The organism is Acinetobacter sp. CAU_H_78 (genome assembly GCF_058599365.1).
Window position 1 is genome coordinate 110,334 of the sequence record NZ_CM178652.1, and the last position, 17,050, is coordinate 127,383.

At 39.1% G+C, this 17,050-nt stretch carries 14 protein-coding genes; 12 read left to right on the forward strand and 2 right to left on the reverse strand.

The annotated features are described in order from the left end of the window. Nucleotides 1–8: 8 nt before the first annotated feature. The 11 genes from wecB to AC4MCD_RS00545 are packed head-to-tail and all read left to right on the forward strand — an operon-like array spanning nt 9 to nt 12,496. Nucleotides 9–1,139: a non-hydrolyzing UDP-N-acetylglucosamine 2-epimerase gene (gene wecB / locus AC4MCD_RS00495; RefSeq protein WP_491876373.1), complete on the forward strand. Its 1,131-nt coding sequence runs from the start codon at nt 9–11 to the stop codon at nt 1,137–1,139. Nucleotides 1,140–1,149: 10 nt separating this feature from the next. After that, entirely contained in the window at nt 1,150–2,346 is a 1,197-nt protein-coding gene (locus AC4MCD_RS00500; RefSeq protein ID WP_491876374.1) for a glycosyltransferase family 4 protein, read from the forward strand. Then, entirely contained in the window at nt 2,339–3,286 is a 948-nt protein-coding gene (locus tag AC4MCD_RS00505; RefSeq protein WP_491876375.1) for an NAD-dependent epimerase/dehydratase family protein, read from the forward strand. The genes AC4MCD_RS00500 and AC4MCD_RS00505 overlap by 8 nt, the downstream gene beginning before the upstream one ends. A 7-nt stretch (nt 3,287–3,293) precedes the next feature. Then, nucleotides 3,294–4,307, forward strand: coding sequence for an MraY family glycosyltransferase (locus AC4MCD_RS00510; RefSeq protein WP_491876376.1), 1,014 nt, complete (start codon nt 3,294–3,296; stop codon nt 4,305–4,307). Then, nucleotides 4,300–4,830: an acetyltransferase gene (locus tag AC4MCD_RS00515; RefSeq protein WP_491876377.1), complete on the forward strand. Its 531-nt coding sequence runs from the start codon at nt 4,300–4,302 to the stop codon at nt 4,828–4,830. The genes AC4MCD_RS00510 and AC4MCD_RS00515 overlap by 8 nt, the downstream gene beginning before the upstream one ends. 41 nt (nt 4,831–4,871) lie before the next feature. After that, a complete protein-coding gene (locus AC4MCD_RS00520; protein ID WP_491876378.1) occupies nt 4,872–6,746 on the forward strand; it encodes a polysaccharide biosynthesis protein in 1,875 nt (624 codons plus the stop codon). A 26-nt stretch (nt 6,747–6,772) separates the two neighbouring features. Then, complete coding sequence (gene galU / locus AC4MCD_RS00525; RefSeq protein ID WP_491876379.1) at nt 6,773–7,648, forward strand: UTP--glucose-1-phosphate uridylyltransferase GalU; 876 nt, start codon at nt 6,773–6,775, stop codon at nt 7,646–7,648. A gap of 15 nt (nt 7,649–7,663) precedes the next feature. Continuing rightward, nucleotides 7,664–8,920 (forward strand): nucleotide sugar dehydrogenase, encoded by a 1,257-nt coding sequence (locus AC4MCD_RS00530; protein ID WP_491876380.1) that lies wholly within the window; start codon nt 7,664–7,666, stop codon nt 8,918–8,920. Next, on the forward strand, nt 8,920–10,575 hold the full coding sequence (pgi, locus tag AC4MCD_RS00535; protein WP_491876381.1) for a glucose-6-phosphate isomerase: 1,656 nt from the start codon (nt 8,920–8,922) through the stop codon (nt 10,573–10,575). Before AC4MCD_RS00530 ends, pgi begins: the two co-directional genes overlap by 1 nt. A 22-nt stretch (nt 10,576–10,597) precedes the next feature. Beyond that, nucleotides 10,598–11,614, forward strand: a complete 1,017-nt coding sequence (gene galE / locus AC4MCD_RS00540) for a UDP-glucose 4-epimerase GalE (protein WP_491876382.1) — start codon at nt 10,598–10,600, stop codon at nt 11,612–11,614. Between the two features lie 6 nt (nt 11,615–11,620). Further along, nucleotides 11,621–12,496, forward strand: coding sequence for a beta-1,6-N-acetylglucosaminyltransferase (locus AC4MCD_RS00545; protein ID WP_491876383.1), 876 nt, complete (start codon nt 11,621–11,623; stop codon nt 12,494–12,496). A gap of 73 nt (nt 12,497–12,569) precedes the next feature. On the opposite strand, the gene AC4MCD_RS00550 is transcribed toward AC4MCD_RS00545, so the two are convergent. Next, nucleotides 12,570–13,940 (reverse strand): phosphohexomutase domain-containing protein, encoded by a 1,371-nt coding sequence (locus AC4MCD_RS00550; protein WP_491876384.1) that lies wholly within the window; start codon nt 13,938–13,940, stop codon nt 12,570–12,572. A gap of 143 nt (nt 13,941–14,083) precedes the next feature. Between AC4MCD_RS00550 and AC4MCD_RS00555 the strand changes: the two genes are divergently transcribed. Further along, nucleotides 14,084–15,148 carry an acyltransferase family protein gene (locus AC4MCD_RS00555; protein ID WP_491876385.1) on the forward strand — a complete coding sequence of 355 codons (1,065 nt, stop codon included), beginning with the start codon at nt 14,084–14,086 and terminating at the stop codon, nt 15,146–15,148. 56 nt (nt 15,149–15,204) lie between these two features. Here the strand turns inward: AC4MCD_RS00555 and glmS are convergent, their stop codons facing one another. Then, entirely contained in the window at nt 15,205–17,043 is a 1,839-nt protein-coding gene (glmS, locus tag AC4MCD_RS00560; protein ID WP_491876386.1) for a glutamine--fructose-6-phosphate transaminase (isomerizing), read from the reverse strand. Nucleotides 17,044–17,050 lie beyond the last annotated feature (7 nt).

Below are 17,050 nucleotides of genomic sequence, written 5' to 3' on the forward strand. Positions count from 1 at the left end.
TTGAAATTGTGAAAAAACTAAAATTAATGACAGTTGTAGGTACACGCCCTGAAATTATCCGTTTATCCCGAGTAATGACAGCCTGTGATAAATATTTTGATCATGTATTAGTACATACAGGTCAAAACTATGATTATGAACTGAATGAAATTTTCTTTACCGATTTAGGTATTCGTAAGCCAGATCATTTTTTAAATGCTGCGGGTGCAACCGGTGCTGAAACGATTGGTAATGTCATTATTGCAGTCGATAAAGTTTTGGAAGAAGTCCAGCCAGAAGCCTTACTTGTATTAGGTGATACCAATAGCTGTATGGCGGTCATTCCTGCCAAGCGTCGTAAGATTCCGACTTTCCACATGGAAGCAGGAAACCGTTGCTTTGATATGCGTGTACCCGAAGAAATTAACCGTCGTATTGTTGATCATACTGCTGACATTAATTTAACCTATAGTACAATTGCGCGTGATTATTTGCTTGCTGAAGGCTTATCCGCAGATCAGGTGATTAAAACCGGCAGCCCGATGTTTGAGGTGCTACATCACTATAAAGCTAAAATTGAAGCTTCAGATGTATTAGCACGTTTAGGTTTAAAAGAGCATCAATATTTTATTGTCAGCGCGCATCGTGAAGAGAATATTAACTCTGATCAAAACTTTTTAGACCTGGTTCAAATGCTGAATTCAGTTGCAGAGAAGTATCAGTATCCTGTAATTGTTTCAACACATCCACGCACGCGTAAGCGCATTGAAGAGCTGAATATTGAGTTTCATCCACTTATTCAGTTATTAAAACCACTTGGGTTTAGTGATTACAATAAGCTGCAACTTTCTGCCAAAGCAACTTTATCGGACAGTGGCACCATTAATGAAGAATCTTCAATTCTAAATTTCCCTGCTTTGAACTTGCGTCAGGCACATGAGCGTCCAGAAGGGATGGAAGAGGCTGCCGTGATGATGGTGGGCCTAACGGCAGAGCGTATTTTGCAAGGCTTAGAAATTCTAGACCATCAACCTCGTGGTGAAGATCGACTGCTACGTCTGGTGGCAGACTATAGTATGCCAAATGTGAGTGAGAAGGTGGCTCGTATTATTCTAAGCTATACCGATTACGTGAACCGTGTGGTGTGGAAGAAGTATTAAGGCTCATATTGTGAAAAAAATTCTCGTTATTTCAGAATTTATTTTACCTGAACAAAACTCGACAGGTTACTTCTGGTATAAGATTATTCAAAAGATGGCGCAAAGTGCAATCACAGATGATATATCTGTGATTGCACCTGTTAATGAGCAAGATGTTGTAAAGTACTTTGATAAGAAGGTGAATCTTAATCTTTTTAGCTCACCTGAATATAATAAAAATAGCTTGGCTTCTAGAGTGTGGGGGCAAGTTAAACAAACCTATTTGTTTTATAAAAAAATAAAAGGTAATTTACATGCGGGTACAAAAATTGTCTCTGGTACAAATCCATTATTTTTAATGGTATTGATTGCAATATTAAAAATATTTAAACCTTTTCAATGGCATCTTCTAGTACATGATGTATTTCCTCAGAATCTCGTGCCTGCAGGTCTGTTAAAGAAGCACTCCATAATTTATAAAATACTTAATACTATTTTTAATCTGATCTATGCGCAGGCTGACCATATTATTGTAATTGGTCGTGATATGGAAACAATATTACGCCAAAAAAAATATGAAAAAGCTATTACAGTTATCCCGAATTGGGTCGATTTTAAAGAAATAGAATTACTAAATAAAAATGACTCAGAACTTATAAAAAAACTAAACTGGGAAAAAGATATTGTCTTTCAATTTTTTGGAAATATTGGGCGAGTACAAGGAATTGATCATTTAATCCAAGCAATCCAGTTAGTTAAACATCCGCAAGCAAAATTTTTATTTATTGGGGGAGGGAGTGCTGTTGAAGTAGTTCAATCCTATATTGAGAATAATCAACAAACTAATAAGGTTGCTTATATAAATGAGCTACCAAGCAGTCAGCGTAGTTTGGGTTTGAGCTCTTGTGATATTGCAATCGTTACTCTGGCGGAAGGTATGTTTGGACTAGGGGTACCAAGTAAGGCTTATTTTAGTATGGCTGCAAATCGACCAATTTTGGCTATTATGGATGAAAATGCAGAAGTTGCATGTATGGTGAAAGAGCATCAAATTGGTTGGGTGGAGTCATCAAATCAACCGCGACAGCTGGCACGATTAATAGATGATATTTGTGAGCGTGAATTAGCAAGTGGTGTAAATTCGCCGAGAGTTATTTTAGAAAAATATTACCATCAAGATGTTTTACTTGAGAAATTTATAAAAGCTTTGAGGCTAGATAATGATTAAGATATTAATTACAGGTGCCTCTGGCTTTGTAGGGCAAACATTAATACAAAAACTACACCATAATAGAAACTTAGAGTTAATCGTCTTATCAAGAAAAGCGGTAAAGACACTACATAATGATATCCATCAACTAGTTGGGAATGACATTTTCTCAATACAATGGTCTAAAGATATTGATGTTGTTATCCATTTGGCAGGCCGTGCTCATATTCTAAATGAACAAACTACAGATCCATTGAGCGAATTTCGTAAAGTGAATGTAGAAGGTACTTTGCAATTAGCGCGTCAGGCTCTGGATAAAAAAGTAAAACGTTTTATTTTCATGAGCTCTATAGGTGTTAATGGTTCAGTGACTTCACAACAACCATTTACAGAAGATGCTCCAGCACAGCCTCATGCAGATTATGCTGTCTCCAAGTTAGAGGCAGAACAAGAGCTGCAGAAACTATTTGCTGGATCAGAAACAGAGCTAGTCATTATCCGGCCACCCTTGGTTTATGCGGCCCATGCACCAGGTAACTTTGCTCGACTGCTCAAATTAGTTGCAACCAATTTACCTTTGCCTTTTGCAGGGACAAAAAACAGACGCAGTTTTGTAGCACTCGAAAACTTGGTAGATTTTATTCAAATCTGTATTGAACATCCGAATGCAGCCAATCAGACATTTTTAGTGGCAGATCAAAGTCGTATTTCTACACGTGAGCTGGTGCAATACTTAAAGCAGGGCATGGGAAAACCCGCACGTTTTATTTATCTCCCACAACCTCTTATGAAATTAGGCGCAGCATGTATTGGTAAATCTAAACTCTATGAACAGTTATTTGAGTCACTAGAAGTCGATACTACAAAAGCTCAAAAGCTGTTGGGTTGGACAGCGCCATTGAGTACCCAGCAAGCGATGCTGCAAGCGGGTCAAAATTATTTAAAAATGAAAGAGTAATTCACGTATGTCAATTTTTGCACTGAGCATCGTATTTTTTATACTGACATTACTATTCACAGGTTATATGCGGCATTACGCCCTAAAGAAAAATATTATAGACAATCCTAATGAACGTAGCTCCCACAGTGTACCGACGCCGCGAGGCGGCGGTGTTGCGGTCGTATGTAGCTACTTATTGGCTTTAATTATTTTAATGTATAGCCAGCAGCTGACAGTACATATAGGTTTAACCCTCATGGTTGCAGGTTTTGTTATCGCTTTGCTGGGCTTTTTAGATGATCATGGCCATATCAACTCCATGCTGCGCTTAGCCATACATTTTTTAGTGGCGATTGGCGTGGTGATCAGCTTGGGTGGTTTTGCTGAAGTGACCGTTTTTAATAGTTTAGAGCTGGGCTTTATTGCCAATATTATTGCTGTACTGTTTTTGGTATGGTTATTAAACTTATATAACTTTATGGATGGGATTAATGGGATTGCCAGTGTCGAAGCTATTACTACGACAGTAAGTATAGCAATTTTGTATTTGTTACTGAATACCTCACTTAACTCTGACATGCTCTGGTTATTAGCCGCCTGCGTATTTGGTTTTCTATTATGGAATTTTCCCAAAGCTAAAATTTTTATGGGTGATGCTTGTAGTGGATTTCTTGGCTTGACACTGGGTATTTTGGCCTTAATTGCTCTAAAAGAAAACTTGGCGCTATTTTGTGCATGGATTATATGTTTAGGAGTATTTGTGGTTGATGCTACCTACACTCTGATAAAACGAGTTGTAAATGGCTATAAAATGTATGATGCACATCGTAGCCATAGCTATCAAATCTTGTCGCGTAAGTGCAATAGTCATACACCTGTGACTCTGGTTGTGGTAGCAATTAATCTACTATGGTTGTTCCCAATAGCGTACTTAACGGTGATGCAACAGTGGACGTATCCTGAGATAGGTGTATTAATTGCATATTTACCTTTAATTTTCATTGCAGTGAGATTAAAAGCAGGAAATCCTGATGCCTAAAAAAAACTTACTGATATTAGGTGCAGGGGGCTTTGGTCAATCTATTGCTGAGATTGCTCAAATTTTGGATCGATGGGAATGTATTTATTTTGTTGATGATCGCTGGCCTGAACAGAAACAGGCCGGATGTTATAGTATGATTTCGAATATTGAGAATCTTGAATCTATAGATCATAATAATTTTGATGCGATTGTGGCTGTTGGAAATAATCAAGTACGAAGAAAATGGCACCAATTATTATTTGATTTAGCTATCCCTTTAACCAAAATTATTCATCCTAATACAGTTATTTCTCCTAGTGTAAAAGTTGGCCAAGGGGTATGTATTATGGCTGGGTGTGTTATTGGAGCAAATACAATTATTCAAGATGGTGTTATTTTAAATATAGGCACTTTATTGGATCATGACGTAGTAGTTGAACATTTTGCACATTTAAGTGTAGGTGTGAAAGTTGCAAGTAATAATATTATTCGTGCATCTACTTTCCTAGAAGTGGGAAGTATTATGGAACATAAGGCTTAATAACGATTTCTTCAAATTAAGATATGACGTGCTGAAAATATATGAAATCTATTGTAATTCCCTTGGTTGAATCTCCTCGTGTGGCAAAACAAACCTTTCTAGTGATTCTAGATTTTTGTATTTTCCCTATACTGATCTGGCTTTGTTATGCTATTCGCCAATTTGACCTAGGTGCAGAAGTCGTTCCAAATATTCCTTTTGGTACAGTTTGGGTCAGTGCCATTGCCGTATTGGCTTTATTTGTTTGTGGCGTTTATCGTTTTATTGTTCGTACTTTTAATGAATTTTTTATTGTCAAATTAGGGCTGGCCACTGTTCTGGCAGTCATTGGTTTGTATCTGCTTGCGTATGCGACCCATGCATTTATCCCTACTTCTATTCCTTTGATGTTTGGCTTCATGATGTTTGCCTGGGTCTGGTTTAGTCGGGGAATAATCCGCTTCATTGTTCGCTCTTATTTATATGCAGGCATATCTAAAAAACGGATTGCAATTTATGGTGCAGGTTATGCAGGACAGCAAGTTGCAGCAACTTTAAATCGTTCTAATGAACATTTACCAGTAATGTTTATTGATGATAATCCTTCATTGAATGGTCAGAATATTGGCGGAATTCAAGTTTATGCACCAGAAACTGCATTAAAATCTTTTACCAAACTTCGCATTGATGAAATTCTGATTGCACTTCCTTCAGTGGGACGTATCCGTAAAAGCGAGATCGTAAAATTCTTAGAACCTGCACATTTAAAAATTACTGAAATTCCAGGGCTGACTAAACTGGTCAATGGTGAAATTCGAGTTTCTGATATTCAGGAAGTTGATATTATTGACCTATTAGGGCGTGATCCAGTTCCCCCTGTAGCGGAGTTACTAGAAAAAAATATTAAAGATAAAGTCGTGATGGTTACAGGGGCAGGGGGCTCCATTGGTTCAGAGCTATGCCGTCAAATTATTAAAAATCAACCGGTAAAACTTATTATCTATGAGCTGACAGAGTTTGCTTTATATAGTATTGATAAAGAATTACGTCTTAGTGCCAGCTGTGAAATTATTCCGATTCTTGGTTCGGTAGTGGATGAAAGTAAACTGGAACGGGTCATTGAGCAATATGGCGTTCAAACCGTCTATCATGCTGCTGCTTATAAGCATGTTCCTTTAGTAGAATGTAATCCATTGGCCGGCTTGAAAAATAATGCGGTAGGGACGGCCTTTAGTGTCAACGCAGCAGTCAAAAAAGGCGTCGAGACTTTTGTACTGATTTCAACTGATAAAGCAGTACGTCCAACCAATGTGATGGGGGCTACCAAACGTATGGCAGAGCTTTATTGTCAGGCCATGGCGGAAGCACAGAATCAAACCCAGATCAGTATTGTGCGTTTCGGAAATGTCCTAGGCTCATCGGGTTCGGTTGTCCCATTATTTAAACAGCAGATTGCCAAGGGTGGTCCAATTACTGTCACTGACCCTGAAGTCACACGTTTCTTTATGACGATTCCTGAAGCTTCGCAGTTAGTGATTCAGGCAGGGGCTCTAGGCACAGGTGGAGATGTATTCCTGCTCGATATGGGAGAACCGGTAAGAATTCAGGATCTGGCCCGTCAGATGATTTCACTGAGTGGCTTAAAGGTGAAAGACAGTCAAAATCCCGATGGTGACATCGAAATTCAATATACAGGCTTGCGTCCAGGTGAAAAGCTGTATGAAGAGTTGTTAATTGACCAGGAAAATACAGAGATTACTTCGCATAAGCGAATTTTAAGATCAGTAGAAAAGCATTATCCTTTAGCTGAAATTCTGGAAGTATTTAATCGTATGCATGTGCTGACAGCGACTCAGAGTGATGTGGACTGGGCATTAATGCAGCTTGAACATTATGTCGATGGTTATCAGCGTGGTCAGGAAATTAAAGTAAATTGAAGTTGGAAATAATTAGGTTGAATAACATGATTAAAAAAGCAATTCTCCCCGTTGCAGGACTTGGCACACGTTTTTTACCAGCCAGCAAATCCATTCCCAAAGAAATGGTGACGGTAGTTGACCGTCCGGCCATTGAATATGTGGTAAAAGAAGCAATTGCGGCGGGGATTGAGCAAATTATTTTGGTAACACATTCTTCCAAAGCATCGATTGAAAATTACTTTGATCGTAATTTTGAACTTGAAACTACACTTGAGCAAAAAAACAAAACCGATTTACTTAAAGAAATTACTGAAATTTTACCCCCTCATGTTAGTGTGATTAGCGTACGTCAGCCACAGCCTTTAGGTCTTGGTCATGCCGTGCTTTGTGCTAAAGCTGTCATTGGTGATGATGACTTCGCTGTCCTGTTACCGGATGTTCTGGTTAAGGATCAAGATACTCAAAATGACCTGTCTCGTATGATTCAACGTTATGAACAGTCTCGTGCATCGCAAATCATGGTTGAGGCAGTTCCCGATCATCTTGTTGATCAATATGGGATTGTGGATGTTTCAGCTTCGCTTGCGGAAGGTGAAAGTACGGTGATGCAAGGTATTGTGGAAAAGCCGGCGATTGGTACGGCACCGTCGAATTTATCTGTTGTAGGCCGTTATATCCTTCCTGCAAAGATTATGCATTTACTGGAGCAGACACCGAAGGGGGCAGGCAATGAAATCCAGTTGACTGATGCGATTGCACTATTGCAGCAAACAGAAGTTGTCGAGGCTTATCGGATGAAAGGTCAAACCTTTGATTGTGGTAGTAAGCTCGGCTATCTTAAGGCTGTATTGCATTATGGTGTAGATCATCCCAAACTCGGTGCTGAATTTAAAGCATTGATTCAGGAACTCGCCTTATAATAAAAAAGGGATACTATGAAAGTCGCAGTATTAGGAAAAACCTTATTCTCAGGGGTCATTTCGGCCCTTTTGTCTGAATGTGGTCATCAGGTGGTGTGGTGTAACAGCTTCAGTGCAGATGAGCCGGCCCGGACTTATTTTCAGGATGAATCCTTGCAGTCATTGCTGCACAAACAGGAAAAATCTGGTTTTTTAAACTGTTGTGATTTTCAGCATCTAAATTTTAATCAGGATGTCTTTTTCTTCAGTTTTAATGCGACAGAAGAGCAGCTGGCATTTCAGATGTTAAATACCATTCATCATGCCTGCTTTGCGCACCCTAAACTGATGATTAATGCATCCACCTTTGGTTTGCATGGTACAGCGCGATTCCAGCAACTTTTACCGAATGATGACTGGGTCTATCTTCCAGATATTATTCAGGAAGGAAATGCTATTCGCAGTTTCGTTCAAGCAACTCAACTGATTGTAGGTTGCGATCAGTCAGATGTGCAGCTCAAAGTCAGAGAGCTGTTACGTCCCTTGTTCCCTCGTGCCCAGCAATATCTATTTATGTCTATTCTGGATGCAGAATTTACCAAGCTGAGTATTTCCGGCATGCTGGCTACGCGCATTAGTTATATGAATGATCTGGCAAGCGTTGCGGAAAAACTGGGGATTGATATTGAGCAGGTCCGTCAGGGTATGGCGGCAGACAATCGTATTGGTTCAGCTTATCTATTTCCTGGCGTTGGTTTTGGTGGAGAAAACTTTTCTCATGATATCCGGACATTGACCCACGCTGTGGCAGATTCAGGGGTAAAAAACCAGTTACTGGAACAGGTTTGGGATATCAATGAGCAACAAAAAGAGTTGTTATTCCGAAAGCTATGGAATTATTTTCGTGGAGACCTGCAAGGAAAAACAGTCGCTATCTGGGGAGCTGCATTTAAGGAAAATACTCCAAGTATCCAGCAATCTCCAGTACATGCCATGTTGGCAGCATTATGGGCACAAGGTGCGACAGTGAAATTGCATGATCCACAGGCTTTGACCAATATTGAGCAGATTTATGGTCAACGTACCGATTTAATTTTATGTGAAGACCAGTATCATGCTGTAGAAGATGCAGATGCATTATGTTTAATCACGGCCTGGAAACAGTATGGTAGCCCGGATTATGCTTATCTCAGCAAGTTGATGCAGCATCCTTTGATTCTGGATGGACGTAATCTCTATGACCCTGCTTATATCAAGTCACGCGGTTTTAATTATATCGGGGTGGGACGTTGATGTTAGACCAGCTTAAATCAGACCAGAATACCAATAATGCTTATAAAAAGCTGAATTCTGTAAAAGAACAATTGAAATCGATCCATTTACGCCAACTCTTTGCAGCAGATCCTGAACGGTTTAACCAATACTCGGTGCAATTTGAGCAGGTAGTTTTTGACTATAGCAAACATAGAGTCAATCATGATGCTGTGCAGCATCTGATTGAATGGGCAGAGACACAAAATCTAAGATCCTGGATCGGGTCTTTATTTTCCAATCAGACGATTAACTATACTGAACAACGTGCAGCCATGCACTGGGCCTTACGTTTGCCAAAAGAGGACCAGCAGCATGAAGATCTGGCAGCTGAAGTTCATGCCCAGCTAGACCGTATGTATGCTTTGGTCGAACAGATTCATGCCGGACAACGCCGTGGAGCTACTGGTGAAGTCATTCAGGATGTAGTGAATATCGGGGTAGGGGGATCTGACCTAGGACCGTTAATGGTTAGTCATGCGCTCTCGGATTTCAAATATCAATCTGCCAAACCCCTGAATGTGCATTTCGTTTCCACGATGGATGGTAGTCAGCTATCTGAATTGCTTCATCAGTTACGTCCAGAAACCACGCTTTTTATTATTTCTTCCAAGTCATTTGGAACGATTGATACCTTATCCAATGCCCAAACAGTGCGTTTATGGCTGGAAAAATCTTTAGGCCAGCATCCTTCTATTGTGAAGCATCATTTTATTGGGGTATCCACTAAACCTGAAAAAATGACAGCCTGGGGAATTGCACCTGAAAATCAGCTGTTGTTATGGGATTGGGTCGGTGGGCGTTATTCTCTCTGGTCGTGTATTGGTTTGCCGATTGCACTCAGTATTGGAGTGGACGGTTTTAAACAACTGCTTGCTGGTGCTTATGCCGTCGATCAGCATTTCCAGTACAAGCCTCTGGAACAGAATATTCCAGTATTAATGGGCTTACTAGGTGCCTGGAATACAAATTTTCTGGATATTCAGACCCATGCCATCTTGCCTTATGATGGACGTCTGAAATATTTCGCGTCTTATTTGCAGCAACTGGAAATGGAATCCAATGGTAAATCCATCCAGCGCAATGGTGAAAAAGTACAGCTCGACACTTGTCCGATTATTTGGGGCGAAGTTGGACCAAATGCTCAACATGCCTTTTATCAGCTGTTACATCAAGGCACCCAAGCAGTCAGCTGTGATTTTATTGCTCCTGTTAAACGTTATAACAGTCAACAATATACTTATGTTGATAATGCTGATGCTTTGATTGAACAGCATCATCTGGCTTTATCTAACTGTTTGGCACAATCACGTTTACTGGCATTTGGTAATGATGCCTTGGATCAAACTGAATTGCAGGGTTTACCAGCTTATAAACAATATGAGGGCAACCAGCCAAGCAGCACTATTTTATTACAGGAATTAAATCCTTATAGTCTGGGAATGCTGATTGCGTTATATGAGCATAAAGTTTTTGTGCAGTCGGTACTGTGGAATATTAATCCATTTGACCAATGGGGCGTAGAAAAAGGCAAAGAAATTGCCAACCAGCTGTTGCCTATACTGAATGGTGAGCAAACTGATATTAGCGGTTTAGATGGTTCAACCCAGGGTTTGATTAAAATCCTAAAAGCTTGATTAAAATTGAATTAGGAAAGATATGGCTAAAATTTTAGTAACGGGTGGAGCAGGTTATATTGGTTCACATACCTGCTTGGAACTATTAAATACGGGGCATGACGTCGTAGTATTAGATAATTTATCCAATAGCTCGGTTGAGTCTTTAAATCGTGTCCAGCAGTTGGCTCAAAAAAGCCTGAAATTTGTCGAAGGTGATATTCGAGACAGTCAGATCCTAGACCGAATATTCCAGGAAAATACAATTGATGCGGTAATTCATTTTGCTGGCTTAAAAGCAGTGGGTGAGAGCCAGCAAATCCCTCTTAAATATTTTGAAAATAATATTTCCGGTTCAATTAGCCTGGTACAGGCCATGGAGCGTGCTGGAGTCTTCTGTCTGGTCTTCAGTTCTTCAGCCACAGTCTATGGTGAGTTCAACCCTTCACCTTATCAGGAAGATATGCCTCTAGGCATGCCAACCAATAACTATGGCTACACCAAAATGGTGGTTGAACAGTTATTGGAGAAGACTGCTCAAGCCAATCCACAGTGGTCGATTGCCTTGCTGCGCTATTTTAATCCGGTAGGCGCACATAAAAGTGGCCAGATCGGAGAAGATCCACAAGGTATCCCAAATAACCTGATGCCGTTTGTTACACAGGTGGCGGTAGGGCGACGTGAAAAGTTGTCGATCTTTGGTCATGATTATCCGACTGAAGATGGGACATGTGAGCGGGATTTCATTCATGTTGTCGATCTGGCCAAAGCACATGTATTGGCAATTCAAAACCGTTTGCAACAAAAGGGTTGTCGTGCCTGGAATATCGGTACAGGAAAGCCTATTTCAGTACTGGCAATCAAGAATACCTTTGAGCAAGTAAATGGAATAAATATTGCATTTGAATATGCACCAAGGCGAGCTGGTGATTTGGCCAGCTTCTATGCAGATAGCCGCCGTGCGACAGAGGAACTTGGATGGACGGCTGCTTATACTCTCGAGGATATGCTAGCTGATAGTTGGAACTGGCAAAAGCAGAATCCCCATGGATATGGATAATAAAATATGAATTTTATTTATGGGATTATGTGTCATCAATTAACTAATCCACTTGTTTATCTTGTAAATGAGCTGATTAAAAGTCCTAATAGTAAAATTTTAATTCATGTAGATAGAAAATCAGATCTTGATCATATAAAAAAATCGTTACCAAGCAGCTCACAAATAGAATTTTTGACAGAAAGAGTGGATGTGTATTGGGGTGGTTATACTCAAATTAAGGCCACTCTAAAACTTTTAAATTATGCCAGTCAATTTGAATATAAGTATTTTTCTTTATTGTCCGGTGATGATATTCCATTAATGTCTATTGAAAGTATAGAAAAATATCTTTTAAGCAGTGATCAGGAATATATCGGTTATGAACTTCAAGCAGATCCAAAAAACCGGATTAAATATTTGTATCCAGACTTCTTTTTTATTAAAGAAAAATCAATTTTAGAAAAAATCAAATGTAAGCTAATTATTTTTTTACATAAACTTGGTTTATATACTCAAAATATAGAAGGGTTGCCGAAACTCTATAAAGGATCTTTATGGTTTATATTAAGCCATCAGGCGGTTCAATATATTTTAGACTTTATAAAAAATAATAAAGACTATGATTTGGCCTTTAGAAAATCACTGTGTGCCGATGAAGTTTATTTCCATACCATTATTCAGAATTCATATTTACAGGAAAGAATTTACCATCCAGAAGATAAGGAACAAGTATCTGAAGGGGGATTAAGATATATCGACTGGATGTCAGGACCAGATTACCCCAAAATTCTAGATGAGTCTGATTTTGATAAGATGAAACAATCAGGCATGCTATTTGCCAGAAAAGTGAAGGCAAATATCGATATAGATCTGCTCAAACAATATTTTCAATATTCATAATAAAAAGCCCCTTCAAAATGGACAGTTCTTCTAATCTGAAGGGACTTTTTTAAGTTTTTTCTAATGGGTAGAATTATCCCTGAATTAACTGGGTGAGCTCATCTACATAAGACTGCATTGGACGAGGGTTCTGGTCACGACGACTTTCAATATTTAAGCGTAGTAAAGGTTCAGTATTGGAAGCACGAACGTTAAAGCGCCACCCCCCAAAGTTCAGGCTGACACCATCTGTCTGATCGATTTCTGGTTGCTGGTCGGCATAATGATCAAAGATTTTTTGGATCGTCGCCTGAGTATCTGCGACTTTAAAGTTGATTTCACCCGAACATGGGAATTTGGCAATCATTTCCTCAACCAAAGAAGATAGTGATTTTCCAGTTTTAGATAAAACCGCGATGGCAAGCAACCATGGAATCATGCCACTATCACAATAAGCAAAGTCACGGAAATAGTGATGAGCACTCATTTCACCGCCATAGGCTGCGTTGTGTTCACGCATGACATCCTTAATAAAAGCATGTCCTGATTTCGACTGAATAGCTGTTCCTTGATATTGTTCGACAATATCAAAAGTATTCCAGACCAGACGTGGATCATGCACGATTTTTTCGCCAGCTTGTTTTAGCAAGAAAGCCTGTGCCAGTAAACCGACAATATAATAGCCTTCAATAAACTGACCTTTTTCATCAAATAGGAAGCAACGGTCAAAATCGCCGTCCCACGCAATGCCCATGTCAGCTGAATATTTAGTCACAGCATCACGTGTACTGGCACGATTTTCAATCAGAATCGGGTTAGGAATACCATTTGGGAAATTACCATCCGCCTCATGATGAATCTTAATAAATTCGACTGGAATATTGAGTTCTTTAAATTTAATCTCAATTGCATCAATCACGTGACCTGCTGCACCATTACCTGCATTCACCACTAGCTTCATTGGTCGGATTTTTGCTGGATCAATATAACTCATCAGATGATCAACAAATTCAGGCAGGATATTATATTTTTTTGTCGTACCCTTACTTGTAACTTCAGCGAATTCATTATTTTCAGCTAGTGCCTGAATGTCTTTAAGGCCGGTATCTGCGCTAATCGGACGAGCATTTTCACGAACCAGTTTCATTCCGTTATAATCCATCGGGTTATGACTGGCAGTAATTTCAATACCACCCTGAACATCCAGATGAAATGCACCAAAGTAAACTTCTTCAGTGCCGGTCATGCCTAAATCGAGGACATCGACACCCGCATCATTTAAACCACGAATGGTCGCCTGTTTTAAGTCTTCACTGGTAAGGCGTACATCACAGCCAACTACAACGGTTTTTGGTTGATAAATCTGTCCATAGGCACGACCAATGCGGTAAGCAATATCTTCATTTAATTCGGTACCTAACTTGCCGCGAATATCATAAGCTTTGAAACAAGAAAGTTTTTTCATAATTTATTATTTAAGAGTACAATTGAAAAATATATTCTAACCCAAATAAAGATTTTTACCATTCAGCTAGTTACATAATATTAAAATAATGTTTCATTTGAAAAATAAAGTATTGTATTAGAAAAATTATAAGGACGAAAAATATGTCTAATAATAAATTATATTCAATTAATATATTGAGATTTATTGCTGCAAGTTTTGTCTTGCTCAGTCATATAGAAAATAAAGTTCATCAGTATAATATCCTGTCCTTAGAATGGTATCGATTTAGAGGGCCTGGTGTTGATATTTTCTTTGTGATGTCTGGGTTTATTATCTGTTTAACGACAGCTAAAAAAAATATAACCCCTATAAAATTTTTAAAAGGACGTATGCAAAGAATATTGCCTCTATATTGGTTTTTTACCACTGTGGCTCTTTGTATTTTTTTATATAACCCCGACCTTATTAATATGAGTGGTGGATATACAAATGTTATAGCTTCTTATTTATTAATTCCAGGGGAGCATAAGTTCCTTGTTCAAAATGGCTGGACCCTAAGTTATGATGTTTATTTCTATATCATTTTTGCTTTATCTCTCTATTTCTTTAGAAATAAAATAAATTATATTGCATTAATAGCGGTATTAACCTTTTTACCTGCTGTAGGGATATTGGTATTAAATTTAGATAAAGTATTCTTTTTTAATGTAATTGTTTTGGAGTATGCCTTGGGTATTTGTGCATATCTCATTTATATAGAATGCAATTTAAACTTTGTGCTGAATATTATTCTGATTCTATTGGGAACTGCATTTATTTTCTTTCAGAATATATTTAATGTGTTTGAAACTGGATTTGGTCGTGCTTTGGACAGAGGAGTGCCAGCCTTTTTATGTGTGGTTGGTGTGATTGGTTTGGAAAGCTTTTTTAAAAACCATTATCATAAATTTGTTAACATTCTAGATAGATTAGGGAACACGTCTTATTCTATTTACCTGAGCCATCCTTTTATCCTGGTCATAGGAACAAAATTATATATAAGCTATTATTTTTTTCAAAATCTTAATTTTGCTTTATTTTTATATGTGATCTGTATTTTCATTGGGTACTATGTAAATAAATTTATTGAAGTGCCTTTAAATAGGACAGTTAAGAATTCATTTAATTCAAATTCTATATGGATATTAAAGATTAAAATATTTATTCAAAATTTAAGAAATATATAGTTAACCTGTTATATGAGAGTAATCAATATCCTCATATAACAGGCTAATTTTATGGATTATTCCACTGTTACTGATTTTGCCAGATTACGTGGCTGGTCAACATCAGTACCACGCAGGACTGCCACATGGTAAGACAGTAGCTGTACTGGAATACAATAAACAATTGGTGCTAAAACAGCATTTACTTCAGGAATATGTACGACATGCTGGCGCTCTTTGGCTTTAATGCCGCTATTTTCATCAGCAAAAACAAAGAGCTCACCGCCACGTGCCTGAACTTCTTCCATATTGGATTTCAGTTTATCCAGCATGTCATCTTGCGGTGCTAGAATTACTACTGGCATATCATTATCTACTAAAGCCAGTGGACCATGCTTCAGCTCACCTGCTGCATAACCTTCAGCATGAATGTAGGAAATTTCCTTCAGTTTAAGTGCGCCTTCCAGTGCGATCGGGAAGTGTGTACCACGACCTAGGAATAGACAGTGCTGTTTCTCTACAAACAGTTCAGAGAGACGCAGAATTTCATCATTATGACTTAAGGTATCCAGAAGTACCTTAGGCATATGCCATAGTCCAGTGGTGATCTCAGTCATCTGTTCAGCTGAAATGGCATTTTTCACTGTACCAATTTTCAGTACCAGTAACATCAGAGCTGCGAGCTGGGTGGTAAAGGCTTTGGTTGAAGCCACACCAATTTCAGGACCCGCTAAAGTCAGCAGGCTGTAATCTGTTTCACGTACCATTGAAGATGTAGCGACATTACAAATCGTCATCGTAGTAATGTTTACACCTTTTGACACAGCACGTTTTTGGGTATCACGCAGAGCGGCCAAGGTATCGGCTGTTTCACCTGACTGAGAAATACATACATAGAGTGTGTTATTGACAATCACTGGCGTACGGTAGCGGAATTCACTGGCAATTTCGATCTGACAAGGCAGATCAATCAGCTGTTCAAACCAGTATTTGGCAATCATACCGGCATGATAGCTGGTACCACAGGCAATGATCTGAATCTGCTGGATTTTTGAAAAATCCTGTTCAGCATTTACCAGAAAATCTTCACGCAGTGTATTGCCATTCAAGGCTTGTGAAATGGTCTGTTTTAGGGCTTCAGGCTGCTCATAGATTTCTTTGAGCATGTAGTGCTTATATTCACCCTTAGAAGCATTGCTCACGGTGGCATCCAGTTCTTTGACTGGGCGATCCACCAGTTGACCATCCACAAATACTTCAATGGTAGTGCGGGTCAGACGTGCAATATCACCTTCTTCAAGATAGATAAAGCGATTCGTGATCGGTAATAAAGCAAGCTGGTCAGAACTGATAAAGTTCTCGCCAATGCCTACACCAATCACCAATGGTGAACCTTCACGTACGGTAATCAATTCATCTGGATGATCTGTATGTACGATCCCGAGTGCATAAGCGCCTTTCAGCTGTGGTACGACCTGACGTACTGCTTCAAGCAGGCTAGGGGTAGATTTCAGTGCATCGTTGACCAGATGTGCAACCACTTCAGTATCAGTTTGTGAAGTGAATACATAGCCTAAAGCTTCAAGATCATCTTTCAGCTCCTGGTAGTTTTCAATGATACCGTTATGAACCACAGCAACATTACCCGAAATATGGGGATGAGCATTGTTTTCAGTCGGTTTACCATGAGTTGCCCAGCGTGTATGTGCGATGCCTAATGAACCATTAATCTGTGATTCATTAACAGCTTGTTCAAGGTTCGCGACTTTACCCACACGGCGTTCACGTAGCACCTGGCTATTATTGATTAAGGCCAGACCCGCAGAGTCATAGCCACGGTATTCAAGACGTTTTAGGCCTTCAATTAAGATATTGCTGATATTACGTTCCGCGATGCCACCGACGATACCACACATACTAACT